Origin of the sequence: Telmatocola sphagniphila (assembly GCF_018398935.1) — a bacterium.
Taxonomy (GTDB): Bacteria; Planctomycetota; Planctomycetia; order Gemmatales; family Gemmataceae; genus Telmatocola; species Telmatocola sphagniphila.
In genome coordinates, this window is record NZ_CP074694.1 from 955,779 (window position 1) to 980,653 (window position 24,875).

The 24,875-nt window shown below is 53.2% G+C and carries 21 protein-coding genes; 8 read left to right on the forward strand and 13 right to left on the reverse strand.

All coding sequences use genetic code 11. The features are described from left to right. Positions 1–60 precede the first annotated feature (60 nt). From KIH39_RS04115 to KIH39_RS04135, 5 genes are all read right to left on the reverse strand, one after another. Positions 61–1,872: a hypothetical protein gene (locus KIH39_RS04115; RefSeq protein WP_213498000.1), complete on the reverse strand. Its 1,812-nt coding sequence runs from the start codon at positions 1,870–1,872 to the stop codon at positions 61–63. Positions 1,873–2,025: 153 nt separating this feature from the next. Then, positions 2,026–3,273: a serine hydroxymethyltransferase gene (locus KIH39_RS04120; protein ID WP_213498001.1), complete on the reverse strand. Its 1,248-nt coding sequence runs from the start codon at positions 3,271–3,273 to the stop codon at positions 2,026–2,028. 63 nt (positions 3,274–3,336) lie between these two features. Next, positions 3,337–3,945, reverse strand: coding sequence for an HAD family hydrolase (locus tag KIH39_RS04125; protein WP_213498002.1), 609 nt, complete (start codon positions 3,943–3,945; stop codon positions 3,337–3,339). Positions 3,946–3,949: 4 nt separating this feature from the next. After that, positions 3,950–4,972, reverse strand: coding sequence for a WD40 repeat domain-containing protein (locus tag KIH39_RS04130; protein ID WP_213498003.1), 1,023 nt, complete (start codon positions 4,970–4,972; stop codon positions 3,950–3,952). A 3-nt stretch (positions 4,973–4,975) separates the two neighbouring features. Then, positions 4,976–6,142 (reverse strand): PP2C family protein-serine/threonine phosphatase, encoded by a 1,167-nt coding sequence (locus tag KIH39_RS04135; RefSeq protein ID WP_213498004.1) that lies wholly within the window; start codon positions 6,140–6,142, stop codon positions 4,976–4,978. A gap of 152 nt (positions 6,143–6,294) precedes the next feature. Between KIH39_RS04135 and KIH39_RS04140 the strand changes: the two genes are divergently transcribed. Then, positions 6,295–6,696: a bifunctional nuclease family protein gene (locus KIH39_RS04140; protein WP_246539516.1), complete on the forward strand. Its 402-nt coding sequence runs from the start codon at positions 6,295–6,297 to the stop codon at positions 6,694–6,696. Here the strand turns inward: KIH39_RS04140 and KIH39_RS04145 are convergent. From KIH39_RS04145 to KIH39_RS04155, 3 genes are all read right to left on the reverse strand, one after another. Continuing rightward, positions 6,693–8,777 (reverse strand): thioredoxin domain-containing protein, encoded by a 2,085-nt coding sequence (locus tag KIH39_RS04145; RefSeq protein ID WP_213498005.1) that lies wholly within the window; start codon positions 8,775–8,777, stop codon positions 6,693–6,695. The two genes, KIH39_RS04140 and KIH39_RS04145, sit on opposite strands and share 4 nt — an antisense overlap. A gap of 76 nt (positions 8,778–8,853) precedes the next feature. Continuing rightward, entirely contained in the window at positions 8,854–9,858 is a 1,005-nt protein-coding gene (locus KIH39_RS04150; RefSeq protein ID WP_213498006.1) for a DUF1573 domain-containing protein, read from the reverse strand. Positions 9,859–10,012: 154 nt separating this feature from the next. Continuing rightward, positions 10,013–10,867: a sugar phosphate isomerase/epimerase family protein gene (locus KIH39_RS04155; RefSeq protein WP_213498007.1), complete on the reverse strand. Its 855-nt coding sequence runs from the start codon at positions 10,865–10,867 to the stop codon at positions 10,013–10,015. A gap of 101 nt (positions 10,868–10,968) precedes the next feature. Between KIH39_RS04155 and KIH39_RS04160 the strand changes: the two genes are divergently transcribed. Further along, positions 10,969–11,229, forward strand: coding sequence for a hypothetical protein (locus tag KIH39_RS04160; RefSeq protein ID WP_213498008.1), 261 nt, complete (start codon positions 10,969–10,971; stop codon positions 11,227–11,229). A gap of 71 nt (positions 11,230–11,300) precedes the next feature. On the opposite strand, the gene KIH39_RS04165 is transcribed toward KIH39_RS04160, so the two are convergent. Next, the gene (locus KIH39_RS04165; RefSeq protein ID WP_213498009.1) at positions 11,301–12,428 is read right to left on the reverse strand and encodes a heavy metal-binding domain-containing protein; all 1,128 of its coding nucleotides are present in this window, start codon (positions 12,426–12,428) and stop codon (positions 11,301–11,303) included. 146 nt (positions 12,429–12,574) lie between these two features. Here KIH39_RS04165 and KIH39_RS04170 point away from each other — a divergent pair, with 146 nt between their 5' ends. After that, positions 12,575–13,060, forward strand: a complete 486-nt coding sequence (locus KIH39_RS04170; RefSeq protein ID WP_261353355.1) for a DUF1643 domain-containing protein — start codon at positions 12,575–12,577, stop codon at positions 13,058–13,060. Here KIH39_RS04170 and KIH39_RS04175 read toward each other — a convergent pair. Beyond that, a complete protein-coding gene (locus tag KIH39_RS04175) occupies positions 13,057–14,445 on the reverse strand; it encodes an Nramp family divalent metal transporter (protein ID WP_213498010.1) in 1,389 nt (462 codons plus the stop codon). The genes KIH39_RS04170 and KIH39_RS04175 overlap by 4 nt on opposite strands. 305 nt (positions 14,446–14,750) lie before the next feature. Here KIH39_RS04175 and KIH39_RS04180 point away from each other — a divergent pair, with 305 nt between their 5' ends. Continuing rightward, the gene (locus KIH39_RS04180; protein WP_213498011.1) at positions 14,751–15,812 is read left to right on the forward strand and encodes a hypothetical protein; all 1,062 of its coding nucleotides are present in this window, start codon (positions 14,751–14,753) and stop codon (positions 15,810–15,812) included. 2 nt (positions 15,813–15,814) lie between these two features. Here the strand turns inward: KIH39_RS04180 and KIH39_RS04185 are convergent, their stop codons facing one another. Continuing rightward, the gene (locus tag KIH39_RS04185; RefSeq protein ID WP_213498012.1) at positions 15,815–16,723 is read right to left on the reverse strand and encodes an NAD(P)-dependent oxidoreductase; all 909 of its coding nucleotides are present in this window, start codon (positions 16,721–16,723) and stop codon (positions 15,815–15,817) included. A gap of 144 nt (positions 16,724–16,867) precedes the next feature. Here KIH39_RS04185 and KIH39_RS04190 point away from each other — a divergent pair, with 144 nt between their 5' ends. The 3 genes from KIH39_RS04190 to KIH39_RS04200 are packed head-to-tail and all read left to right on the forward strand — an operon-like array spanning position 16,868 to position 20,869. Continuing rightward, the gene (locus tag KIH39_RS04190) at positions 16,868–17,599 is read left to right on the forward strand and encodes a response regulator transcription factor (RefSeq protein WP_213498013.1); all 732 of its coding nucleotides are present in this window, start codon (positions 16,868–16,870) and stop codon (positions 17,597–17,599) included. Next, the gene (locus tag KIH39_RS04195; protein ID WP_213498014.1) at positions 17,596–19,584 is read left to right on the forward strand and encodes a sensor histidine kinase; all 1,989 of its coding nucleotides are present in this window, start codon (positions 17,596–17,598) and stop codon (positions 19,582–19,584) included. Before KIH39_RS04190 ends, KIH39_RS04195 begins: the two co-directional genes overlap by 4 nt. A gap of 40 nt (positions 19,585–19,624) precedes the next feature. Then, the gene (locus KIH39_RS04200; RefSeq protein WP_213498015.1) at positions 19,625–20,869 is read left to right on the forward strand and encodes a competence/damage-inducible protein A; all 1,245 of its coding nucleotides are present in this window, start codon (positions 19,625–19,627) and stop codon (positions 20,867–20,869) included. On the opposite strand, the gene deoC is transcribed toward KIH39_RS04200, so the two are convergent. Continuing rightward, positions 20,866–21,555 carry a deoxyribose-phosphate aldolase gene (gene deoC, locus KIH39_RS04205; protein ID WP_213498016.1) on the reverse strand — a complete coding sequence of 230 codons (690 nt, stop codon included), beginning with the start codon at positions 21,553–21,555 and terminating at the stop codon, positions 20,866–20,868. The two genes, KIH39_RS04200 and deoC, sit on opposite strands and share 4 nt — an antisense overlap. A 153-nt stretch (positions 21,556–21,708) precedes the next feature. Between deoC and KIH39_RS04210 the strand changes: the two genes are divergently transcribed. Continuing rightward, the gene (locus tag KIH39_RS04210) at positions 21,709–22,818 is read left to right on the forward strand and encodes an SH3 domain-containing protein (RefSeq protein WP_213498017.1); all 1,110 of its coding nucleotides are present in this window, start codon (positions 21,709–21,711) and stop codon (positions 22,816–22,818) included. A gap of 60 nt (positions 22,819–22,878) precedes the next feature. On the opposite strand, the gene KIH39_RS04215 is transcribed toward KIH39_RS04210, so the two are convergent. Further along, a complete protein-coding gene (locus tag KIH39_RS04215; protein ID WP_213498018.1) occupies positions 22,879–24,681 on the reverse strand; it encodes a DUF1549 domain-containing protein in 1,803 nt (600 codons plus the stop codon). Positions 24,682–24,875: the final 194 nt, after the last annotated feature.

Sequence of the window (24,875 nt, forward strand, 5' to 3'; positions counted from 1 at the left end):
GACCGAAGTTTGCCTTACGGTAAAGCAGACTTCGGTCTAATTCAAGCACCAATTTAAAAATCAGTCACCTTGATTCATCAAAGGCTTAACCACGTCGGCTACAGTTTTGATGGTTTGCGAGGGGACGAACAGATCGAATCCGCCATGTTCCGGCTTCAGAGTCACACTGAGCCCGAAGAAGGACTTCGGCGCATTCTTGTCGATTTTCAGCTCAGGAATCTGAAGGGCATCCGCACCCGGAATCATCTTGGGAATCTCTTTAACATATCCGTAGATGGAGTTCAAAAGGGAGTTGGATTCGATCAGAGTCAGGAAAGTAACGTCTTTCGGTAAGCTGTTTCGAGTCAGCTTATAAGCTGCTGAGTCGCCCACCGTGTCGGATTTCTTGGCGCTGCCGGCCTTCAGGCTCAGATAGGATTCGACCTGCTTCTTGGCGGACTCCCAATCCTTGGCGGTTACCTGAAGCACGGATTTGTCGTCGCGGGCCAGCCACATCGACATGCCATCCCCGCCCATCAGTTTGTTTAAAACGGCCTTCATCGATTCTTTGGCTTCTTCGGGAATATTCTGATCTGCAATTGCTTTATCGAAGTCGAACTTCATCTTCACTGAGGTAAACGAGAGAGCTCCGACCTTTTCGGCATTCTCCTTGATGGCGGGTTTGCTCTTCAGAGGAGTGCTTCCGAAGGATGAAGTTTCAGTCAGACAGTTATACATCTGCATCTGGGCCGCAAAAGCCGCTTCACCATTTTCGTAACTATTCATTGTAATCCCACTGATCGGAGCCAGATCGGCAAACGAAACCGTATCAATCTGACCGGCCGCCTGCAGGGCTTCTGCCGCCTTCTCCAGTTTGGCTTTCACATCTTCGTTAGAATCATCAGCGGTCGACATTTGTATAAGTTTGCTGAGCAATTTGCTCTTGGCCGACAATTGCATCGCACTGTAAACGCCTTTGCCATCAGGAAGGGCACCCAGCTTCGCCATTTCGGTAGGTTTGAGGTCTTTCAGGAACGCGCTGGTATCGGTATCCTTGGTGAATTGCGACTGAATTTTCAGCGAAACACCTTCGCCTTTCAGCGACAACCCCACCAGGATCGCTTTACTATCTTCGAGGATTTGGAAGACGCCGAGAATCATATCCTTGGCCAATTCCAATTGTTTCTTGTCCAAACCACCGGCCGCTCCACCTTGAGCGAGAGCGAGATCGACGAGCGATTTCGCGCCCTTGATCTGAGCTCCGTAGAGGTTGTTGATCTCAATCATGTTGACAAAAATACAGAAGTCCGAGTTGGTGAAGGAGGCTTCAACCTCTGCGCTGACTTTACCCTTTAGCGAGGTGAATTTGCCGGAGTATTCCTTGGCATATTCCTTCTGGGAACTCAATACGACAGTTTCGCCCTTATTGAGAAGATAAAGCGGCTTCTCTTCGATGGTCAGGACATCCAAGCCGTCTTCTTTCTTCAAGGTTTTGAGTTCGTCGGCCTTGAAGGTGGTTTTGAAGTCATCGTATTTGAGGACCGGCACGATCAGTGCCACGTTGGGATTTTCGTTACCGCTCAGCTCGGCCAGATTCGGCAGTAGCACGTAGATCGGTTTGGCTTTGTCCAGACCTTTGAGATCGCGGCCGTCGGTGGCTTGTTTCAAGCCTTCCTTGAGCTGCTTCATCAGCTTTTCCGATTTATCGGGGAAAGCGGTTTTCAAGAAGGCTCCCACCTTCTGCTCGACTGCATCGAGGCCGGGAACTTTCACCACGATGGGCGTTTTTTCCGGGAACAAACCGAATGGGGTTTGAGCGTTGGCGGAAGAGTTCCAGGCCGCGAAACCGGCGAAGGCAACGAAGAGGCTGAGCATCAAGCGGAAGCGTCTCATTGCGAGTCCTTTAATAAGTGAAAAGAAATTCCAAAGCTAAGCTATCCCGATATTCGCTTCCCGACTATAAGAATTGTCGAGTTGCGCGTAAATCTTCAATTTCGCAAAAGTACGAAGTCCAGACGATCCAAACCTCGAAATCTTTCGGCAATTTTATCGGGATCTGACAGAGGGAGCGGGATACTGTTGGCAAAGGGCGGCCACCTCTGCCTTGATTTTAGCCAATATCGATTTGTCTTCCGGTGCGGTAAGCACCCGATCGATCCAGCGGGCGATCTGCTTCATTTCCGCTTCTTTCATGCCGCGCGTGGTCAGGGCCGGGGTTCCAATACGAATGCCGGAGGGATCGAGCGGCGGCCGGGGATCGTAAGGAATCATGTTCTTGTTGATCGTAATGCCGGCTTCATCCAGGGCATGCTCGGCCACCTTGCCCGTGGTGCCTTTCGCGGTGACATCGACCAGCATCAAATGATTATCCGTGCCGCCCGAGACGATTTTGAAACCGGCGGACAACAGTTCTTCGCATAAGAACTTGGCATTCTTTAGGACCTGAGACTGATATTCTTTGAAACTCGGCTCGCCGGCTTCCTTAAAAGCCACGGCTTTACCCGCAATCACATGCATAAGTGGCCCCCCCTGGATGCCGGGGAAAACCGCCGAATTGATTTTCTGACCCCAATCCTGCCGAGACAGAATGAAGCCGCCGCGCGGCCCGCGCAGAGTTTTATGGGTCGTGCTAGTGACGAAATCGGCGTAGGGAACCGGATCGGGATGCAACTTCGCGGCGACCAGCCCGGCGATGTGAGCCATATCGACCATCAGTAATGCGCCGACTTCCTTGGAAATCTCCGCGAATTTCGCGAAGTCTAGCAGACGGGGATAGGCCGAAGCCCCGGCAATAATCAGTTTCGGTTTGTGTTCCCGGGCCAGTTTGGAAACGGCATCGAAATCGATTCGATGCGATACCGGATCCACCGGATAACCCACCGGTCGAAAATACTTGCCGGAGATGTTCAGCTTCATGCCGTGGGTCAGGTGTCCGCCATGAGCGAGGTCGAGCCCGAGAAAACAATCGCCGGGAGAGAGAGTCGCCAGGAAAACCGCCATGTTGGCCTGGGCACCGGAGTGGGGTTGCACATTGGCTCGCTCAGCACCGAATAAGGCGCAAAGCCGATCGATGGCCAATTTCTCGACGACATCGACGTTTTCGCAGCCGCCGTAGTATCGCTTGCCCGGATACCCTTCCGCGTACTTGTTGGTCAACTCCGAGCCCTGGGCTTCCATCACGGCGGGACTGGTATAGTTTTCGGAGGCAATCATCTCCAGACCCGTCTGCTGGCGCTGGCGTTCAGCCTGGATAGCATCCCAGATTTGCGGATCGGCATTTTTCAGAATCGACATCGAGCGGCCTTCTCTAGTTGAAAAAATCGTTGAGTTACTAATTATAGTGTCTCTGGCTGGGAATTACCCGAGTCGAATGCCGTGATCCACCAGCAATTCGGAGAGTTTGCTGCCGCGGGAGTAAACCAGTCCCTGCCAGCCAAATTCCTGGGCTGCCTCGACGTTAGCGGGCAGATCGTCAACGAAAAGACACTCCGACTTATCGCAGTTGGCCCGTTCAAAAATGTACTGATAAAAAGCGAGCTTGGGTTTGCGGGCCTTCGCTTCGAACGAGGTTCCCAGAAAGTGAAAGTGTTGCAAATCCTTTTCAAATTGTCGGCGGAATTGCTGGTAATGCGCTTCGTTGGTGTTGGAGGCTAACAGCAGGCGGTAGTTTTTCCGGATTTCTGGAAGGAGATCGATCACATCCGGGTTGGGCCAAAAGATGCGGACGAAGGCATCGATGTATTGGTCGTAGGTGCAGTCGATCTCGCAGATCCGCCGAACGGTTTCCACGAACTCCGCCGTGGATATTCGTCCCGCTTCGTAATCGTCTTCGAGATTACCCTCGTAAATTCGCTTGCGAATCTCGGCCGAACTCAGCGGCGTCAACGGTTTGATCTTATCGATCGCGCGCTGGTGATCGAAGAAAGCCACCACGTTTCCAAAATCGAGAATTATTGTTTTGATCATGCCGCTATTTTAGAGGCCAGGCGAAACGGACCAGTTCTCCGTGCGGTATCTTGGCATCCATGGATGCGAAGCCGACCCACAGCGATTTGTTTTGGGGCTCCTCTGCCACCGTGTTGGCGTTTCCCTGAGGCAGTTCAGATCCGTACAAAAACTTGGCGGATGCCAGTTCCCAGATGCTCAGGTAGCCGTGACTTTTTTTTCCCGGACCGACCGCCACCAGATATTTGTTGTCCGGAGTCAACTTCAGAGCATAGATCGCGTTCGGATGAGATTGGTTTTTGAATTCGGGATGCGCGAGACGATGAGCCACCTTCGCTTCTGCAAAATTCCAGATATTGATGGATCGATCGGCTGAACCGCTCAGGAGCCATTTGCCATCGGCGGACAACTCCGAGCAGAGCACCTGATCCCAGTGTCCCAAGGGATTGTTTTTTTCGTCGAAGGGCCGAAATTCGCGAATGAGTTTTCCATCCCCGGCATCGAAAAGCTTCAGACTCTTGTCGAGTGAGGAACTCAAGAGTTGCCGGCCATCACTCGTCCAGCGAATCGAATAGATCGGGCTGGGCTTAGGCTGGTTGTGTGCGTTAATGGTTCGTAAGGTCTGACCCTTTTCCACATTCCAAATTCGCAGTAGGCCATCGTGACAGCAAGTGGCCAACTGCTTACCTTCCGGATGCCAGTTCGAAGCAAAAACTGTATTCGGATGGCCGAACGATTTGATAGCCGTTTGTTCGCTGCGCGTGGCCTTGACCGGATTCAGTTCCCAAATCTTCGCGGAGTTATCCATGCTGGTGGTGGCGAAGAGACTGCCATCGGGAGAAAGACTGAGGCTCAGCAATCCCGCTTGGCGGCTGCCCGGCGTGCCAAAGGTCCGCAGCTTTTCCCCGGTCTCGCGATTCCACTGCACGACAGTTCTGTCAAAACTCGAGGAAAACAGCCATTTTTCCCGAGGATGAAGCGCGAGCCCCGTCACATCCTCAGCCTGGCCAGCAAGAGACTTTTTCACTTCGAGAGGGGGAAATTCCATGGCTCAATTATACTCCAGGGCCAGGATGGTGAAATCGTCCGGATGCCGGGAAACCTCCAGCAGATCGCGAGCCACCTGGTCGACGAACTGCTGCAAAGGTAATGCGCGGTGTTTCCGAGTCGATTCAAGCAGGCGGTCATTCGAACTACCACTTCCACCTGCGTTCGGTGGATTGATACCGTCGGTCGTAATCACCAGTTTGTCCCCGGGCTTCAATGTTTTTTCATGCTCCGGATAGTCGGATTCAAAAATTCCCAGCAGCGAACCGGCGGAGTACCAGTACTCTACCTCACCTTCGGCGGGAACCAGCAAGGGATGAGGGTGGGCTGCTCGGGAGAAACGAAGCGTACCGTTTTTGGTATCGAGGATGCCATAAATCATCGTCACGAACGGCGGTTCGGGCATCGCCAGGGCGACCAGATCGTGATTCAGCCGATTCAAAACTTCGGCGGGCGGCACCAGACGGTAACCTTCTTTGCCAATCTCCTTCAGGTAGAGTGCCCGCTTGACGAAGATACTCAACAAACTGCTGGCCGGTAGTCCCCGGCCCATGGCGTCGGCCACGTAGAAGCCGATATGGTTTTCATCGAGACGGAGTACGTCGTAAAAATCGCCGCCGATTCGACTGCGGGGCCGATAGCAGACTGCGAAACGCGTGCCATCGACTTCCGGCAAGGTTTTGGGCAGGAAGCCGCGGTGAATGCGGCGAGTCAGTTCGAGATCGTTGTCGATCTGCTGATAAGCCTGCTGCAAGCGAAGGTTAATCTGATTCGATTCGTTGGCGCGAAATAGCAGGCGATCGTGGATATGCTGGGCCCGCAGGAGAGCTTTGACTTGAGCGAGGAGAAAATCGATTGGGACATTTCGGGATAGGCAAATATCAGCGCCCGATTCCAACGCGAGAGAATTCAGCTGACTCGACTCCTGCAACCAGATAATGGGAACATATTGATCCCCAAGTTCCAGCCTCCAGCGCCGGCACAGAGCCAAAGCCTGAGGAGAGTTCCCTTCGCTCGGAAAAAGAACGATGATTTGGGATTGCGTGACATTCGAAATATTCGACCCCGACAGTGGCTGCGCGATGACCGGAAAATTCTGGGACTGAAATAATTTCAGAATCTCCGGGGGGATTGGGTCGCCTACCAGCAAAATTCTCGGGATTGCATTCATCGATTCTTTCCTTGTCCCTCAATCTCGTTAGCTATTTTAGCCCGACTTGCCGGTGAAACGATGCGTATTTTTAAGAAGTGCTTGCAGTGATGTGGCTTCAGTTGCATAATCTAAGCATAATTGAGGTCAGATCGAATCTGCGGGAGGTTAGCATGCCGGTTGAAATGCAACTTCGGCGAATAATTATCAGCGAAATTCACGATAGCCACGTGGTAGTTCTTCAGGAGTTGAACGGCGAGAGGAGCTTTCTCATCCAGATCGGCATCTTCGAAGCGACCAGTATCGATAATCGCGTCAAAAAGAAAGAATCGCCGCGCCCCCTGACTCACGATCTCATCGTCGGCATCATCGATCAGATGGGCGGTGAACTGGATAGTATCATCATCAGCGATCTTCGCGAACATACTTACTATGCCAAACTCCGCGTCCGCAAAGAAGGCGAGATACTGGAAGTCGACTGCCGACCCAGTGATGCCATCGCCATCGCTCTAACGGCGGACGTACCGATCTACGTCGAAGAGGATGTTCTGGAAGCCTGTGAAGAGGCTCTCTAGGTCTGACTTTCCAGTCTCGTTCGAATCGCTTCGACGCCGTTGACCGGTAACTCGCAGGCATAGTTCTGACAAAGAAATAATGCCATTTCGCCCACTTCTGTTGATTTTCCTTCCACGAACTTGCTGAGTATTGCCGATTCCGCTTCCGAGTTATCGCGTAGCCGAATTTCCGCACGCGGCTCAAATCGCCGTTGAACCAACTGTCCTAGCGATTCGAACTGAGGATCTTTCTTGTCGCCCAGTAGCACGATTTCCTTTTGCGGCCCCAGCAGATAATCGGCCGCTATCAGTAACTGTCCAGAACCCGAAGGGGATTCCATGATCTGAGTACGGTACGAACTCAATGTCGCACGAGCTTTCGCCTGATAATCGAAACGATCCAATAAGTGAGCTAATCGGAGCAGTACCATCACGGCCACGGAATTCCCGGCCGGTGTAGAACCATCGTGCATCTCTTTGGTTCGGGTGATGAGGTCTGATTTGTTTTCGCGCGTGTAGAAGAATCCTTTGCCTTTTTCGTCCCAGAACAAGTCGATCATTTTCTCAATGAGTGTTTGAGCACTAGCAAGATATTTCGTGTTTTGCGTGGCCTGATAGAGATCGACGAGGCCGGCCGCCAGAAATGTGTAATCCTCCAAATAAGCATCGATTTTCGGCGGCGAATTGTCCGCGCAGGATCGAAATAGCAGTCCCTCGGAGGAGCGAATAGACCAGAGATAATTGGCCGCTTTCTCCGCCGCGGCGGAATATTCAAGATCCCCCAGTATCGCGCCCGCTTTCGCGAACGCCGTGATCATGAGGCCATTCCAGGCCGTGAGGATCTTCTCGTCCCGGCCCGGCCAGACGCGTTTAGATCGCACTTCGTAGAGCTTCTGCCGGCACGCGTGGATTTTTTCCCGGAGTTGTGCAACCGGCAATCCATTCAACTTGGCAGATTGTTCCCACGTGCGATTGCGGTTCGGGATATTGTGACCTTCGAAGTTCCCGCCGGGAGAAATATCGTAGACGTCCGCAAAGATTCGCGCATCGTCCGGCCCGAGAATATTTTCGATTTCCGCCAGCGACCAGACGTAGAACTTTCCTTCTTCCCCTTCGCTATCGGCGTCCTGTGTACTGTAGAAGCCGCCCTGAGGGCTGGTCATTTCGCGCAGTGTATAATCGAGTGTTTCTTGTACGACTTCCCGGTAAAAATCGTTACCCGTCACCTGCAAGGCTTCCAGATAGGTCGGAACGAGCAGGGCATTATCGTACAGCATCTTTTCAAAATGAGGCACCAGCCAACGGGCATCGACACTGTAGCGATGAAAGCCACCCCCGACTTGATCGTAAATTCCGCCTAGGGCCATCTTCTCGAGCGTCAGATTCACGGCGTCGAGATAGCTTGCTTCTCGGAATCTGTCGTAACCGCGAAGCAATAGACGTAGCTCGAAGGTATGCGGAAATTTCGGTGCGCGGCCGAATCCGCCGTTGGTTCGATCGATCCCTCGAGCCAGTGCATCGCAGATACTTTTCAGATTCTCGACCGTCAACTCTTCGCTTTTCGCGTCCGGTTCCGGCCCCAACTGCTTCAAAAATTCCACTACCTGCCCCGCCCGCTCGGCGATCTCGGCCCGCCGCATTCGCCAGGCTTCTACCAGAGCAGCGAGAATGGCGGGGAAACTCGGACGATGGGGGGCATACCGATTATCGGGCGGAAAGTAAGTTCCCGCGTAGAACGGATGTAAATCGGGAGTCAACCAGATTGAGAGCGGCCAGCCACCCCCCTCGCGAGTCATGGCCTGCAACGCCGACATATAGATCGTGTCCAGGTCGGGGCGTTCTTCGCGATCGACCTTGATGCAGACGAAGTGGGTATTCAGATAGGCGGCGGTTGTCGGGTCCTCGAAGCTCTCGTGCTCCATCACATGGCACCAGTGACAGGCCGAGTAGCCGATGCTTAAAAAGATCGGCTTATCTTCTGAACGAGCTTTTTGAAGGGCTTCTTCACCCCAGGGATACCAGTCCACTGGATTCTGGGCATGCTGTCGTAGATAAAGCGAGGATTCGCTGAGGAGTCGATTAGGTTGGCTTGCGTTGGACATATGGCTACCCGAGCAGAAAAGATCCTTTCCACTCATGGTAGCCACTTGGCTGGAACTGCATGTCGATGAAATGCGATTATTTCGCTTTCACAGTGCCTTCAATGCTGATCGTGATCTTATCGTTGGTGTCGGTTTTCAGAGTGATATCTTTCTTGATCACACCGGCCGCCGTCGGCTGGAATTGAAGTTCAATAACCTGCATGCGATTGGGGAAAGGCTGGACCTTGGCGGTGATCCCTTCTTCGCTGAAACTTTCCAGTTTGAAGTTCTTATTCCCGGAAATAATCACCCGCTTGCTGGCGACCTGTCCGACTTCCAACTCATCGAACTTGACGATCTTCGGAGAGACTTCAAAAGGAGCCAGGACCTGACCGCTGACATTGATCGTTACAAAAGGATTGCTTTGATCCGTCGTTTTCAGAACGATTTGTTCCTGAATGACTCCGGCGGGGACATCGCCCTTAACCCCCGCAGTCACGCGATAGGAGGGCTTGCGGCCGGAGGTGGAAATCGGTTCGATTTTCACATCGAGAATTTTGTCGTTGGCTTCTCCCGAAATGACTTCCCACTTGGCTTGGCCGCTGTAGACCACGTCGAGCGTTCGGGTGAGCTTCTGACCGACAGCCACCTGTCCGAAATCGATCTGGCCCGGGGTGAGCATGATGTCGGCCCGGCTGAAGGCTTTTAATTGTAGCAGGGCAGTGGAGCGGAAATTGCTTCCATCTCCCAGCTTGACCTGAACCGTTACGGACTTCGCGCCGGAGAAACGGCTGGCGTCCATGGTCAGATCCAGATAGCCCGTTTCGGTCGGTTGGAACTGAGGGGACCAGGCCACCGGTTCGACGCAGCCGCATTCGACGGTGGGCCGTTCCAGAATGTGCAGGGGAACTTTGTAAATGTTGGTGACTTTGAAGCGATACTTCAATTTGGTCCCGTGCGGAACCGTTCCGAAATCGTGAACGACAATCGCAGGGGTATCTTCCAGAACGAAGAGTTTGTTCGCCCAGGGCACGAATTCTTGTGCGGACGAAATCGAACTGGAAGCGACAAATATCAGGATGGTGAACAGAAGTCGTTTCATGGATGCCTCGAGGCCGGTCCTTGGCCAGTTTCCCTACGTGATGAGAATCGTAACCGATCCTGCAACGCGGTGAAAGAGGGACTTTGCGTCCCTTATTGAGGTTTTATCGGAGAGTCAGAGCCACTTTCTCTACTCCCATCCATCCTACCCGACTTTACTTCCTGGCCGTTTCCGCCCATTTATTCCGGATAAACTGAATTCCCTGCGTATATACCTCACTGGGACTGGGGAAGAGATCCCGCCAAACGCGCGTTGCAGCCGCTAAATCCGGTAAAGCTCGCCCAAAGGCCTCAATTACAAACCAGCCATCGTAGCCGACTTCCCGCAAGGCTTTGAAGGCGGTATCCCAGTGGACCTGGCCAGTACCGGGGGTGCCGCGGTCGTTTTCGGATATGTGAACGTGGCCCATAACGTCCGCCACGGTTTTGATCGCACTTCCCTGATTTTTTTCCTCGATATGGGCGTGGAAGGTGTCGTACATCGTCTTGAAATTGGGATGATCGACGGATTTCACGAGGGCTCGGGCATCCTTGGCCGTGGTCAGAAAATAACACTCGAACCGGTTCAAATATTCGATGCACAGGGTCACCTTGTGCTGCTGGGCGAACTCCGCGGCCGGTCGAAGCACTTCCGCGGCTCGCTTCTTTTCATCCTCGGTAGGACCGGATCCGGTGAACACGGCCAGTGGCGAGTGAAACGGACCGCACATGCTGCCGCTTCCCAGAATGCCGTTCATTTCGATCGCCCATTTCAGCCGCTCGCCGGAAGCCTGGCGGATCGCCGCATCGGGGCTGATGGCACTGGTTTTCTCATCGAGAACGGTCACAGTCGTGCACTCGAGACCTTCCTGATCGAGTTGCTTGCGAAGTTTCTTATAGTGGGCCGCATCGCCGCCAAAGAGCGGAATTTCGACCCCATCGTATCCGGTCTTTTTCAGTTCGGCCAAAAGCGGAAAATGGCTTTCATCGATAAATCCATTCCAAAGCAGGAGATTCATGCCGATTTTCATGGAGAGACTCCGGTAGGTGAGTGTCTGATAATTCGTATTGTGATTGATAGCGAGAGTACTCTGCGATGTCTTCCCGGCCGACAACTTTCAGGGAGTGAAAAATGCCCCGAACCATCGATGAAGAAGAATTCGAGGACGATTACGAATCGGAGGATTGGCACTACGAAGTGGAGGATTCGATGGCGACCACCCTGTGCAAATATTGCCAGGAAGAAATTCCGGAAGATACGCCTCGATGTCCGTATTGCGCTACCTACTTGTCCGAGGAAGACCATCCCGTATCCCATACACCCAACTGGGTGAAGGCTACGGCGATAATCCTCCTGCTGCTGACCTTAGTCGGCTTCCTTTACGGTTTCTAAAGAAAGAGAGGATGGCTTCTGCACTCATCCTCCGAATCCGAAATGGCCGAGTTTCTGAATTTTGAACCCACTTAAGAGTTCGCCGCGTCGGGCCTCTTCACGCCGCCCAGATAATGAGTGTCGTCGAAGTAAGTGTTGCGATCGCGAATGATCGCTTGCGGGAGGAGCGTTTCAGTCTGCGTGGAAAGGCCCGGCATCTTCTTAATGGCCGTCCCGATGGCCATGACTTCCAAGAAGCTGCTGCCAATCTCGTAAATGTAAACTTTCACCCCGATTACCGCGTCAGCTCCGATCTCGTTGGCTTCCTTATCAATGTGCGACAGGCAATTGGCTCGGGCTTCGTAAATCAATTGGGTAATATCGTGAACTTCGCCGCGCGATAGCCCCTTGAAGAATGCTCCCAGACCGCGAGCCAGACCGAGTGAATAAACCGATGTTCCCAGCAAAAGCCGCAGCGGAGCATATCCCATCTTGGTGAGATTCCACAACTCTTCCCCGGTTAATTCCGAAGTCACAGGTCGGAGGGGATTGCCGAGCGCCGGATGATAGGAAGCGGAGCCGACCATCAACATTTCTTTCGCACCAACGCCGATGGGGAGGATGTGCGTTTGGATATCCACCACTGCGTTGGCTCCGCGTTCTTTGGCCTCTTTCTCGATTCGTTCCAGTGCCAGGTGTCGCGTGTGATTGTACATTTCGGAGAACTGCTTCACTTCGCCGCCGGCAAATCCCTTGATCGTTCCCAGAACTCCTCGCCCCATACCCAAGGCATAAGCGACGTTGCCCATGACAAAATGCCGGGGTTCATAACCGGCATCGACCTGGCAATAAAAATCCTGCCCCGTGCAGGCGGTGGTGAAGAATTCGCCCTGATGGTCCAATCCTTTAATGGATGTGCCGATAGCAATAAATTCCTTGAGGCCGCTGAACTGCTTGAGATCAGATGTGACTCCCGTCACGCCATGAGCTCCATGTTCCTGGGCCTCCTTTTCCAGTCGGTTGATCGCGGCGTGCCGACCTTCCGTGATCAGCTTGGTCAGGTTCTCGATTTCGCCGCCGGAAAGAGTTTTGAAACTGCTGGATATCCCGCCGACAAAGCCGAGCGACTGAACGCTGTTGCCAACTACGATACTGCCGGGAGCCCATCCCTTTTGAGCGAGGCAGTAAATTTCGTTGCCCGAAAAACCGCTGATAATCATGGAGAGTCTCTCTTTGGTTGAAACGCGAATCCCGCTTTGAAATTAATGAGAAAGCATGGTAATTAGCCAAACTTGTGAAAGCAAGCGGGGAATTGCGGAGTCTGTACTTTCAGTGTAAAACGAAGAAGTAAAGAATAAGGAGACTGATCACGAAAGCTTATGAAGCGAAATTCTCCCGGTGCGGGCACTATCGTTACGCCCTTTGGCGGCGCTGGTCTGCTGGCTCAAATCTGTTGTTCGTGATGCTGAATCCATCGCTGGCCGATGAGACTGTCGACGATCCAACCGTTCGTCGCTGCATCGGGTTCGCCCGAACTTGGGGGTTTGGTTCCCTCTCGGTGGCCAACCTCTTTGCGTTTCGGACGCCGCACCCGAGCATTCTGAAAACCCATCCGCAACCGGTGGGCCGGTTCAACGACCGATGGCTGATGGAACTTCAGCAAAGAGCGGATCTCGTGGTGGCCGCCTGGGGAAATCATGGGGTCCATCAAGGCCGAGCCGAGAAAGTTCGGTCACTTCTTAAAGCTCCCTGCATCCTGGGGCTCACGAAATTGGGCCAACCGATGCATCCCTTATACGCCCCAGGGAAAACTCCCTGGATTCTCTGGGAAGATCAACAAAACCGCATCTAACCTTCGCTCTTGCCCAGCACCACCTCCACGGCCTTCGAAAACGACTCCGGCAGGCCGTACAGAGCAAAGATTGTGATCAAGGCGAAGGAGAGCCAGCCCAGAATGCGAAGTGCCGGTCCATTCACAAAATTCCCCATCCGTTGCCGGGAGCATGTGAAATGGAGCAGAGGGAACATTGCAAAAGGCAATTGCATCGCGAGTACTACCTGACTGAGAATCAGAAGATCGGTGATTCCGTTGTTACCTCGCATTCCGATGATAATAATTGCAGGAATAATTGCCAAAAGTCGAGTGATTAGTCGTCGAATCCACGGTTTCAGTTTCCAGTGAATGAATCCTTCCATCACGACTTGGCCGGCCATGGTTCCGGTTATAGTGCTGCTCTGTCCGCTGGCGAGAAGTGCGATGGCAAAGAGAAAACTGGCAGTCGCCGTGCCCACCAATGGGGCAAGTGTCAGGTGGGCAATCTGAATCCAATCGCTATCCGCATTGAATTCCACCACCGCACCAGTCTTCAGGGTGATCGAGTCCCGGCCGTGAAAAACGATTGCCGCCAGGATCAAAATCGCGGCATTCACAGTGAAAGCGAGAGTCAGCGCCAGAATTGTGTCGATTTTGTTGTAATGAATGGCCCGACCAATCGAGACTTCGTCCCGATCAATTTTGCGGGACTGTACCAGGGCGGAATGCAAATAGAGATTGTGCGGCATCACGGTCGCGCCGATAATCCCAATAGCCCCGACCACCATTCCTTCCTGTCGGAAACCCGGATTGATTAGGGCCTTACCCATTTCCAGAAAGTCGGGCTTGGTTTGAGGGAGAACGAAAATCTCGATCCCGTAGCAGACCGCAATTGTGGCAACCAGGACGAGTATCACGGCCTCGATCAGGCGCATCCCCAACCCTTGCAGCATTAACAGCAGCAGCACATCGAAGGAAGTTATCACTACCGCCCAGAGCATTGGAATCTGAAAGAGGAGATTCAGAGCAACCGCGCTGCCGAGTACTTCCGCCAGATCGCAGGCGGCTATAGCTAATTCGCAGGCAATCCAGTTGGGCCAGCGCGTCCAGGACGGGTAGAAATCCCGACATGCCTGCGCAAGATCCTTCCCGGTCACGACGCCAAGTTTGGCCGAGCAAATTTGCATGATGATGGCCATGAAACTGGCCAGGGCGACAATCCAAAGCAGATCGTATTTGTAGGCGGCGCCGGCCGAGAGATCGGTACCCCAGTTGCCGGGGTCCATGTAGCCGACGCTGATCAGGTAGGCCGGGCCGGAGAAGGCAAAAAAACGACGGAACCGATTATTCGGTATCGAGACACTGGAATGGACTTCCTCGAGAGAGCGGGGATTACCGCTCGGTTTCACCTGCACTGTCGACATCAGTTCCAATTTCCCTCATAGGCTCAATTTCGACAAACGACGCGGCCGTTCACCGGCTATCCCGATGGTCTGACGGGCCCTTACCGCATCGCCTGTGCTAATTTTTAAGCTTAGTTCAAGCTAATAAATAATTTTAGTCGATCCAAATGATTTGTCAATCCAACGGTGCGACTTTCAGGCTAGGCTGAGAGATATTAGCAATAAAGTTATGTGAAATAAGGACTTAATGCTTTAGTTGGTTTGGCGAATCCTTCCCAACTAACCAATTGACAGAACCGGTTTGCTGCGTTATTGATCGCAACATTATGAAAACAATCATTACCTCACTCTGTTTTCTTTCCTTCGTTGCGATCGGTTATGGGCAGAACGCCAAGCCCAAAAGCCAGATCATGATTTTGGAGAATGAGGGTATCTTTGAAGGTGAAATCACCCAAGAAGGGGATTGGTATCACATCAAACGTTTACTAGGTGAGACCGTCGTCCCCACCGATAGAGTTTTAAAAATTGTCGATAACATTACAGAAGCTTACAAGTACCTGGTCCGCCGGGCGAATCTCAGCGATCCCGATGAACAAATCCGGCTCACAAAATGGTGCATGACTTACGATCTGCGCCAGGAAGCCGTGGGACACGCCGAGGCGACTTTGAAACTTGTGCCGGAAAATACCTATGCGAAGTACATCATCCGCTCCGTGAAGGAGATGCCTCCCGTTCCCGCTGCTCAAGATGTGAAAAAGGTCGTGCCGGTAGTTGTAGAAACGAACTTGCCCCCCGATTTCAATCAGGAGTCGCTCGGCGTATTCGTCACCCGGGTTCAACCGATCATGATGAATACCTGTGCCAGTTGTCATGTCGGGCACGAGAATACGAAGTTTGTACTGCAGCGCGTTTATGCGGGTACGGACAGACGAACTTCCCTGATCAATCTCCAGGCCGTGCTGAAATACCTTGATCGGAACGATGTCGCGAAGAGTCCATTTCTCACCAACTCGATCGCAGCTCATGGAAATCTGAAGAATTCACCACTTCGAGGCAAGGAATCCGCTCCCTACAGGCATCTGGAAGAATGGGCGCGGAATGCTTTTTTGAAAACGGAAGTCGCCGCGGCGGATGTTTCCCAGATCCCTCAATCCACGGCGGCCGAAGAAGCTCAACCTCTGGAAAGTCCCAAACCGGTATCCCGACCGCTACTGCCCAGAAAAACCAACTCGGCAAGAACGGAATCCGCATCCCCGGCTACTTCCACGCCAGCAACGACAGCCGTGTCGAAAACGGCTGAAGTGAAGGAAACACCCAAGGCAACTTCCACGAAGCCGACCGAACCTATCGATCCGTTCGACCCGGAAGAATTCAACAAGAAGAAGTAGATCTATCGCTTCACATTCGAGAGGTGCTCCAGTGCCAACATGAGAGCTTGCGTCCCTTTTCTCGCGTAGCCCTGGGCACGAACCGCCTCGTAGAGTTGTTTCGCCAGAGCCAGTCCGGGCAAAGCGATATTCATCTTTTCCGCCTCTGCCAGTGCGATTCCCATGTCCTTGATGAAATGTTCCACGTAAAAGCCAGGTTCAAAATTGCGAGCCATGATACGGGGGCCAAGAACTTCCAGGGCTTTACTCCCGGCAGCTCCCACAGAGACCGATTTGAAAACCGTCTCCAGGTCCAGACCCGATTTGTAGCCGTAGAGTAACCCCTCGCAAAGCGCAATCATATTCGCTGCAATCAGAATTTGATTGACCATCTTGGTATGCTGACCGGCGCCGGCTGGCCCTTGATGGATAATAGTCTTACCCATCGTTTCAAATATGGGGGTGACCGCTTCCACGGCCTCTTTTTCGCCGCCGATCATGATCGAAAGCGCGGCGTTTTTGGCACCGACATCACCACCGCTGACTGGCGCATCCAACGCGAACACTCCCTGGCTTTTCGCCGCTTGGGCAATCTCCACGGCTAAGCTCGGTTCGCTCGTGGTCATGTCGACCAGGATGGTGCCGGGCTTGCTGCCGGCGAGTGCCCCTTGTGAGCCGAGAAATACTTCCCTCACGTCTTTGGGAAACCCGACAATGGCGAAGATTACATCCGAGTTTTCCGCAACTTCTTTGGGAGTTTTGGCCTGTTTCGCCCCCAGTTCCAGTAGTGGCTGGAGTTTATCGGCACTTCGGTTGTAAACGGTGGCCTTGTAGCCCTTGGTTAGAGCATGCTGGCACATCCAGCGGCCCATGACGCCCGTTCCGATCCAGCCGATTCGAGTTTTTCCTGCTTCTGCCTTTGCGATGGTCATCTTGAATTCCTTGCCTGGAACCTGAGTCGGTTCGAATTTCGATAAATCTCACTTTTTTACGAATTACGACTTCCGTACCGGTGTTACTAACTTGTTGCGCTATCGTCGTGTCAAGGGATTAAGATATGAAAGCGGAGATAGCAAATGCCTAAAGCACGCATCGTTGTCGTGGAGGACGAACCTGCCATTCGCCGGGGGGTAGTCGATGCCCTGCGCATTTCGGGGTATGAAGTCCATGAATCGGCCGATGGTCAGGAGGGCCTGAAAAAGTGCTGCCAGCCCGATATCGATTTAATCCTTCTGGATTTGCTGCTTCCCAAAAGAGACGGTCTTGAAGTGCTGACGGAGCTTCGCAAAGTTCATCCGCAGCGTCCAGTTCTGATCCTCACGGCCCGGGGAACCGAGGATGACCGCGTGCGCGGGCTGCAAATGGGGGCCGATGATTATGTCGTGAAGCCTTTCTCCGCTCGAGAGCTTCTGGCCCGGGTGGAAGCGATTCTGCGACGTTCCGCCCCGGCGCCTAAAAGCGATCCCCACCAGCTCAAGTGGGGCCGGGCGACCATCGATCTTGCCCGGCGGGAACTTTTCTGGTCCAAGAACGATCGCGTTGAAATCTCCGAAATGGAATCGCTTCTGTTACGCTATCTCGTGAATCATCGGGAACGGGCGGTTTCCCGAGAAGAGCTTCTCTCCAGAGTCTGGGGCATCGAATCGGCCGGGCTGGAAACCCGGACCGTCGATATGCATGTGGCTCGGTTGCGCGCCAAGTTGCGCGATCCGCATATCAAGACGGATGAGGAAGCGATTCTGACGGTGCGTTCCCAGGGATATATGATTCACGAAAACCTGCTGCCGAGTCTGGAATCCGCACTATGAAACTGGTCCGATCCTATACTCTGAGAGCCAGTTTTATCTTTGCATTGATCTCCCTACTGCTTCTGGGAGGTTTGGGTTGGGCCACGAATGAGGCTATGAGCCTCGAGATGGAACGGGCCATCGCCTCGGCCAATTCGGAAGAGCAAAATAAGTATCGACAGCTGATGGATGCCTGGAATGCACAGTTGCGTCTCGCTCTGTGGCGGCTGGATGCCCGACTGGGGCAAACGCTTTCGCGCGAAGAGAGCCGTCCTTACGCTCATTATTCGGCACTTCAGTCGCCCTTTCCGGCAATTCAAAGAGATGGCAGCATCAGCTCACCCGGGACAATCTTTTTCCCGTCCCCGCTGTTGAGTGCGGAAATTCCCGATTGGATCCAACTCCATTTTCAGATCGATTCGGCAGGCGGCTGGAGTTCGCCGGAGGTCATTCAACCGCAACTCCAGAATTTTCTTTCGAAATTGCCTGTCGGTTTTCCGCTGCCGAACGTCACTCCCGAGCGCAAAGAACTACTGTGCCTGCTGCAAACTCGTTACCCCGCGGCAAGCATTCTACCGCAGCTGGAAGCCAAAGGCGTGACGCTGAATTTCGATAATAACAACGCTGTCGGCAACGGCTATTATTTCAACTCCAGTAAATTGCAAGGCTTGAATAATGGGAGTCTTAATCAAGCCCCGGTGAATGCCCCCAACTCGCAATTGCCAAATCTTGCGAGTCAGCCAGCTGGCAAAAATCCCATATCGAACGGTCTCGGTCAGGATCCGGCCCTCGATTTTCAGGAGCGGATGAATGCCACCCGTACCGGCAACGGGCGCAACATTGCCAACAACGAAGACAACCGCAATTTCCTGACAGTACCCAGCACACTTTCGGTGAACCGCAAACCGGTGGACGTGGTGCTGGGTGAAATGCGACCGATCTGGCTGCCCTCCCCGGATAAGCCCGAACAACTTCTGATGGTGCGGGCTGGTTTGGCGGGCAGCACTCCTGTGTATCAGGGCTTCGTGATCAACTGGCCGAAAATCCAGAATCTGATGCGGGAAGAGATTGGCGATCTCTTTGAAAAAATCGATTTTCGAGCGCTCCCCGAAAAGGAACCACTTCATCCGGAAAAATCGATGTCCACGCTGCCGGTGGAGCTGAACGTTCTGGACCCGGCTCCGGAAGTTCCCGAGGAGATTACTCAACTGCATTTGCCGCTTTGGACCCCATTGCGAGCCGGCTTGGCCATCGTCTGGTTATCGACTCTGGTCGCGCTTCTGGCAGTGGGAATCGGCGGCTGGTCTCTGATGTCGCTTTCGGAACGCCGCATTCGTTTCGTCTCGGCCGTCACCCACGAATTGAGAACGCCCTTAACCACGATGCGGCTCTATCTGGACATGTTGCATCAGGGGATGATTACCGATCCCCAGCAGCAGAAAGAATATCTCGGGACTTTGAATACGGAAGCCGATCGGCTGAATCGATTGATCGCCAACGTTCTGGAATTTTCGCGACTGGAACAACAAAACATTCCGGTCCGCCGACAAAATATCCTTATCGAAGCATTCCTCAACTCCGTGCATTCCCTTTGGGTGGACCGCTGCAAGGAGTCTCATAAGGAACTGGTACTGGAAAATCAACTCGGTGAAGGCTTCGCCTTTCAGACCGATCCGCAATTGCTTGAAAGGGTTCTTTCCAATCTCATCGATAATGCTCGAAAGTATTCCAATACGGCTTCCGACCCGCGCATCTGGCTTCGGGCCTACTCTCAAGCCGATCAGATAATCCTCGAAATCGAGGATCGGGGACCAGGCGTGGATCGCAAGGATCGACACTCCATTTTCCGACCCTTCCGGCGCGGCCACGCAGCCGATGTGCAAGCGGGTGGGGTAGGGCTGGGTCTGGCTCTTGCCGTCAGCTGGACGAAAATGCTCGGCGGAAAATTGAGCTACGAGCCCCGTTCTCCCGGTGCCTGTTTTATGGTGGTTCTGCCCACCGCCTGACTAGAATGTCTTCGAGTTCTCTATTGAACAGGAAGACTTCATGCGCGCGGAAATTATCTCCATTGGCAGCGAAATCACCAGCGGACAAAATCTCGATACCAATTCCCAGTGGCTCAGTCGCAAACTGGCGGAAATGGGAATCTCCACCGCCTATCACACCACTGTAGCAGATGACCTCGAAGCCAATATCGAAGTCTTCCGGAACGCTAGTCAAAGGGCCGATCTGGTGCTCTGCACCGGCGGTCTGGGGCCCACGCAGGACGATCTGACTCGAGAAGTGATGGCCCAAGTGGCCGGTGTGGAATTAATCGAAGATCTCGAATCCCTGGAGTACATCAAAAGCCTTTTCCTCAAGCGCGGCCGGGTGATGCCCGACCGGAACAAGTGTCAGGCCCTTTTTCCGAAGGGCTCTGAAGTTCTTTTCAATGAAATGGGAACCGCACCCGGCATTTGGATGAAGATCAACCGAGCCTGGTTCGGCGCAATGCCCGGCGTTCCCTCGGAAATGTTCGTGATGTACGAAAAGCAGGTGAAGCCCCGTCTCGGGAAACTCGGAATTCAGGGAGGCGTTTTCGTGCAGCGGAAAATCAACACTTTCGGCGAAGGGGAATCGGCCGTTGAGGATAAACTGCTCGATATCACCAAACGAGGCCATGTTCCTGAAGTCGGCATCACGGCCAGCGATGCCTACATTTCGCTTCGGATTTTCGCCCGAGGAAGCAATCTTCAGCAAGTGCAGGAAATCATTGAGCCGGTAGAGGCGAAAATTCGCGAACGGCTAGGCGATCTGGTCTTTGGCACCGAAGACCAGAAGTTGCAGGACGCCGTGGTGCATTTACTCTTGGAAAAGCGGAAAACGATCTCTGTAGTTGAAAGCGTGACCGGCGGCTTGGTCTCTCACTACATCTGCCAGGTGCCCGGAGCCAGTCAAGTTTACGCCGGGGGGATTACGGCCTATCAGAACCGTATCAAGATTGACGAATTGGGCGTACCGGAATCGTTGATCCGGGAACAGGGTGTCGTCAGTCTGGAAGTCGCAATTGATCTGGCCCGACGCTGCCGACTGAAATTCGGGACCGATCTGGCCGTGAGTACTGTGGGTTACGCCGGGCCGGAAGCTGGCGATGATCCGGCTAAACCAGTGGGCACGGTTTTTTCTGCCTTGAGCTTCGAAGGAGGCGAAACGACCAAGGCCCATCACTGGCTCGGCACTCGCGACGAGATTCAAACTCGCACGGCCAAGATCGCCTTGAACCTCGCTCGACTTTACCTGATGAAGCTCTAGCTCTTCGAGAGGAAAGCTTTGCAATCCTCGAGGATCTGCTTGGTGGCCGTGGCTCCGATACGGGACACCCCCAATGCGCGAACGGCCATCACTCTCTCGAAATTGCGAACCCCGCCCGCGGCTTTGACCTGAACGTGCGACGGAGAGAACTTTCGCATCAGGGTCAAGTCGTGATCGGTGGCTCCGCTTTCGCCGTAGCCGGTGGAGGTCTTCACGAAATCGGCCTTCACTTCTCCGCAGATCTTGCAGAGCATTTCTTTATGCTCATCTTTCAGAAAGCAATTCTCGAAAATCACCTTCACTATCGCCTTCTTTTTATGGGCGGCTTCAACCACGGCGCCGACATCCCGGGTTACATAATTCCAATCGCCAGACAGGACTTTGCCGATATTCACCACCATGTCCAGTTCCACCGCTCCGTCGCCGATAGCCTGGAGGGCTTCTTCCACTTTGATTCTCGTCACGTTACCGCCCTGGGGAAATCCGATTACCGTGCTGGCCAGCACACCCGATCCCTTGAGAATCTCCACGGCCATGGGAACCGCGTAAGGCTTAATGCAAACCGAAGCCACCTTAAATTCGCGAGCCAACTGGCAGCCGGCTTCCAGTTCCTTGTCGGTCAGCACCGGTTGAAGCAGAGAGTGATCGAACATCTTGGCAATCTGTTCGAGAGTGAAATCGGCCATCAGAAGCTCCTGAGAATGCGTTAATTAATGTTATTGTGGCGATTTACGCAAGATTGGAAAGCATATCGATTGCATGACTGCTATTGCATCCCTGAAATTTGGGGTTATATCGGAAATCAGCGTTTAATCCGGACTTGATTCAGGGGGAAGGTCATGCGTAGCGCGTGGCTGAGCATCATTAGCAGTTTGGTATTCGTGTGCACAGGACGTGCCGCCGACCCGCTGCAATACGGAACAGTATCCTACGACATTGAGGTCAGGGCCGCTGCAGGCTGGAATACTCCCACCTGCGGCACGCTCGCCAAAGGCCAGCAAGTGGTAATTCACCACGTTCAGGATGAGTTTTATGCCATCCTGCCACCCGAAGGATCCGTGAGTTGGGTGAATCATAAATTCCTAGGCAAGCTCGATCCAAACTTGACACGGCAAGCCGTGGAAATCAAGAAGGAAATTGAATTCTACGCTGGCTCGACCAAGAACCCTTCCAATATCGTGGAAGGGAAATTACCCAAGGGCGAGATCGTGGAAATTGTGGGCGAGAAGGTCGCCTATGATGGTTCGACCTGGTATCCGATTCTTCCGAAACCCGGAGAATTTCGCTACCTGCCCAAAGCCAGCGTATCCCAGATCAAGAATGCGCCTGTGGATGGCAGCCGTTGGGACGGCAACGCTTCCCTGGCCTCGCGCACCCGGGATGGGGGAGTTCCCGCGACGCTGACTTCCCGTACCACCTTTGGAAATAATGTTGCGGCGCCGGCCACGGGGGGCGGCGTAAATCATCCTTTGTGGAGTCAAGCCGAACAGGCCTATCAGAGCGGCGATCATAGCCGGGCCGATAAGCTTTTTACTCAGATATACCAGGAAATGAACAAAACCAATAATTGGACTTACGATGAAAAGCTAATGTGCTTCAATCGCATTGCCAAGTGCCAGGAAATGATCCGGAAGAATACAAATGGGGGCGATAGCAGCCGATTCGATAATTCCGGGCGATCCATCAGCAACAGCTCTTCGGTCAATTCGGATATTCAAAGTAGCGGTTCGGTTTACATTCGTCGGGCCGCGTTTGAGATCGACGGCAAGCAGGCCTACGCATTGGAAAACGAACGCCGTCAGGTCATGTACTATGCCACCGTGCAAAGCGGCGTGGCGATCGAAAACTATGTCGGTCGACAGGTCGAAGCGAAGGGAACCGTCCAGAATCGCGGCGATGTGCGCGGCGTGCCTTACATGAATATCAGTCAGATCAGTTCCAGCCGGTAAATGAAAAAAGGGCCCAGTAACTGGGCCCCTTCGCTTTTCTCAGATCCATTCAAACTCGGCTTAGTGATTCAAAATAAACTCATTGGTATTCAAGAGCGACCAGAACAGGTCGTTGTAAAATTCTTTGAGTTTATTGGTCTTCTTAGCTTCTAGTAACGCTTCCATCACGAACTTCGACTCACTGGTAAAGCTACCAGTCGGTTTGCCGGTCTTCTTGTCGAGAACGGGAATGTTGGCCGCGGTGCTCATCGGTCGGCTGAGTGCCGAGTAGTAGAGTTCCTTGATGATTTCCTGATCGTTTACTTTATGCCGAGCAATCGCTCGTTCGATAACGCTGGCCCCCTTGCTGTTGAGGGCTTTGTTGATTTCGTCGCCGTTCATCATCAGCAGGGCCTGAACGATCGTGCCGTTGAAAGAGACTTCGTTTCCTTCATCATCGCCGAAGTTGTTGACGAGTTTCTGTTGCCAGATTTGCCTGCGGTCGCGAAGTTCATCCCGTCGGACACCGGCACCCGCCTTGGTCGCTTCCATGAGAGATTCGAACAAGACCTCGGGCGACATGGCTTTGAGCAGCATCCGGCTGAAATAGGCTTCTTTATCGGCCGATTTGTTCTTTTCATTCGCCACATACGAAAGACTGTAGGCATCGCTGCAGCAGATCCATTCAAGCAGCAGTTTCGTGTCGTAGCCGTAGGTCTTGAACGCGGCTGCCAGCTTATCCAGAAGTTCGGCATGCACCACTTTATTGTGGTTGCCGAAATCATCGAAAGCAGCGGTTTCATTCAGTCCGCGACCAAACAGTTGTGCCCAGATACGATTGACGTAAGCTTTCGCGAAGTTGTCGTGACCGATGACGAATTCCGCGGCCAGTTCGCGACGCGATTTAGCCTGCGTTTCGGAGGTCATCATCTTTTCTTTGCGATCGGCTTTGTCCTTGTCCAACTCCGACAGGTCAGGGAGGAAGACCGGTTTGGTGGAGACCAGTACGCCGCTCCGTTTTTCGTAGTAAACCGTGCCGCTCTTATTCGCGCTCGCATCATCGCTGATCGTGACCGGAACGTAACCATCCTTTTTAGCGTTGGCAGTTTTCGGAGTCGGGGTTTTGTCGCGGGAAACCTGCCGGAAGAAAGCATTTACGCCCCAGAAATTTTCCTGGCCCCATTCCGGGTTGAAGGGGTGATCGTGGCACTGAGTGCATTGGGTCTGGATCCCGAGGAAGATTTTGGTCACTCGCGAGGTCAGCGGGACCATCTCAAAGGGACCATCGGAAATCTTCTTGTCAGCCGGAGAGGCTTCGCCCATATGGGACAAAATGAAATTGACCGCTCCGTTCTCGGTACTTTTCCCGGTGGCCGTAATCAGTTTGTAAACCATCTTATCGTAGGGCGTGTTGCTCAGAATTTCGGTTTCCAGCCAGAACTTCAGCCCTTCGTGGTAGCGTTCCATCAGGCCGCCGCGGGTCATCAGCCAGATGGTCCAGATGTTCGACCAGTGCTGAGCATAGGCTTCGTTGTAGGCGACTTTGGTATCCTTGCCGTCGACCTTCAGCGGGTATTCCTTGGCATTGAGTAGCCGCTTGACGAGTTTTTGGCGTTTGTTGGTACTGGAATCGTTGATGAAGTCGCGAACTTCATCCGATGAGGGGATACGGCCGATTAAGTCGATGAAAGCTCTTCGAACAAAAGTGTAATCGTTGCAACGCTCCGAGGGTTTCAGATCGTTGGCTTCCCAACTCTTCTTAAGCAATTCATCGATCATGTGGGACTGATCGTTTTTCTGAGCGTGGGCTTTCCCGGCAAAGCCAGTGCTTCCCCAAACGACAGCCAGCCCACAAATCAGCGGTTTCAGCCAGCGGCGTATCATTGAATGCTCCTCGGTTACTGCTCGTAGTATCGCGAGATCCAGCAGCGTGTCTTGAGTCTAGTATTGAGGCGGGTCTTCAGCCAGCAATCAAACTTATCTTTTCCAAAATACTTCTCTGCGGCAAATATATCTCGCCCAGCCGAAGTCGCACAGTTTGATTACATTGATATTGACGTGTCGGAACCTGAAAAAGT

Excerpts from the sequence above, each read along its gene's own strand:
- KIH39_RS04165 (WP_213498009.1), bottom strand. The coding sequence starts at position 12,428 with ATGATTATCAGCGGTTTTTCGGGCAACGAAATTTACTGCCTCGCTCAA.
- KIH39_RS04185 (WP_213498012.1), bottom strand. The coding sequence starts at position 16,723 with ATGACCATCGCAAAGGCAGAAGCAGGAAAAACTCGAATCGGCTGGATC.
- KIH39_RS04115 (WP_213498000.1), bottom strand. The coding sequence starts at position 1,872 with ATGAGACGCTTCCGCTTGATGCTCAGCCTCTTCGTTGCCTTCGCCGGT.
- KIH39_RS04140 (WP_246539516.1), top strand. The coding sequence starts at position 6,295 with ATGCCGGTTGAAATGCAACTTCGGCGAATAATTATCAGCGAAATTCAC.
- KIH39_RS04125 (WP_213498002.1), bottom strand. The coding sequence starts at position 3,945 with ATGATCAAAACAATAATTCTCGATTTTGGAAACGTGGTGGCTTTCTTC.
- KIH39_RS04215 (WP_213498018.1), bottom strand. The coding sequence starts at position 24,681 with ATGATACGCCGCTGGCTGAAACCGCTGATTTGTGGGCTGGCTGTCGTT.
- deoC (WP_213498016.1), bottom strand. The coding sequence starts at position 21,555 with ATGGCCGATTTCACTCTCGAACAGATTGCCAAGATGTTCGATCACTCT.
- KIH39_RS04210 (WP_213498017.1), top strand. The coding sequence starts at position 21,709 with ATGCGTAGCGCGTGGCTGAGCATCATTAGCAGTTTGGTATTCGTGTGC.
- KIH39_RS04155 (WP_213498007.1), bottom strand. The coding sequence starts at position 10,867 with ATGAAAATCGGCATGAATCTCCTGCTTTGGAATGGATTTATCGATGAA.
- KIH39_RS04160 (WP_213498008.1), top strand. The coding sequence starts at position 10,969 with ATGCCCCGAACCATCGATGAAGAAGAATTCGAGGACGATTACGAATCG.
- KIH39_RS04130 (WP_213498003.1), bottom strand. The coding sequence starts at position 4,972 with ATGGAATTTCCCCCTCTCGAAGTGAAAAAGTCTCTTGCTGGCCAGGCT.
- KIH39_RS04120 (WP_213498001.1), bottom strand. The coding sequence starts at position 3,273 with ATGTCGATTCTGAAAAATGCCGATCCGCAAATCTGGGATGCTATCCAG.
- KIH39_RS04135 (WP_213498004.1), bottom strand. The coding sequence starts at position 6,142 with ATGAATGCAATCCCGAGAATTTTGCTGGTAGGCGACCCAATCCCCCCG.
- KIH39_RS04190 (WP_213498013.1), top strand. The coding sequence starts at position 16,868 with ATGCCTAAAGCACGCATCGTTGTCGTGGAGGACGAACCTGCCATTCGC.
- KIH39_RS04195 (WP_213498014.1), top strand. The coding sequence starts at position 17,596 with ATGAAACTGGTCCGATCCTATACTCTGAGAGCCAGTTTTATCTTTGCA.
- KIH39_RS04145 (WP_213498005.1), bottom strand. The coding sequence starts at position 8,777 with ATGTCCAACGCAAGCCAACCTAATCGACTCCTCAGCGAATCCTCGCTT.
- KIH39_RS04150 (WP_213498006.1), bottom strand. The coding sequence starts at position 9,858 with ATGAAACGACTTCTGTTCACCATCCTGATATTTGTCGCTTCCAGTTCG.
- KIH39_RS04180 (WP_213498011.1), top strand. The coding sequence starts at position 14,751 with ATGAAAACAATCATTACCTCACTCTGTTTTCTTTCCTTCGTTGCGATC.
- KIH39_RS04175 (WP_213498010.1), bottom strand. The coding sequence starts at position 14,445 with ATGTCGACAGTGCAGGTGAAACCGAGCGGTAATCCCCGCTCTCTCGAG.
- KIH39_RS04200 (WP_213498015.1), top strand. The coding sequence starts at position 19,625 with ATGCGCGCGGAAATTATCTCCATTGGCAGCGAAATCACCAGCGGACAA.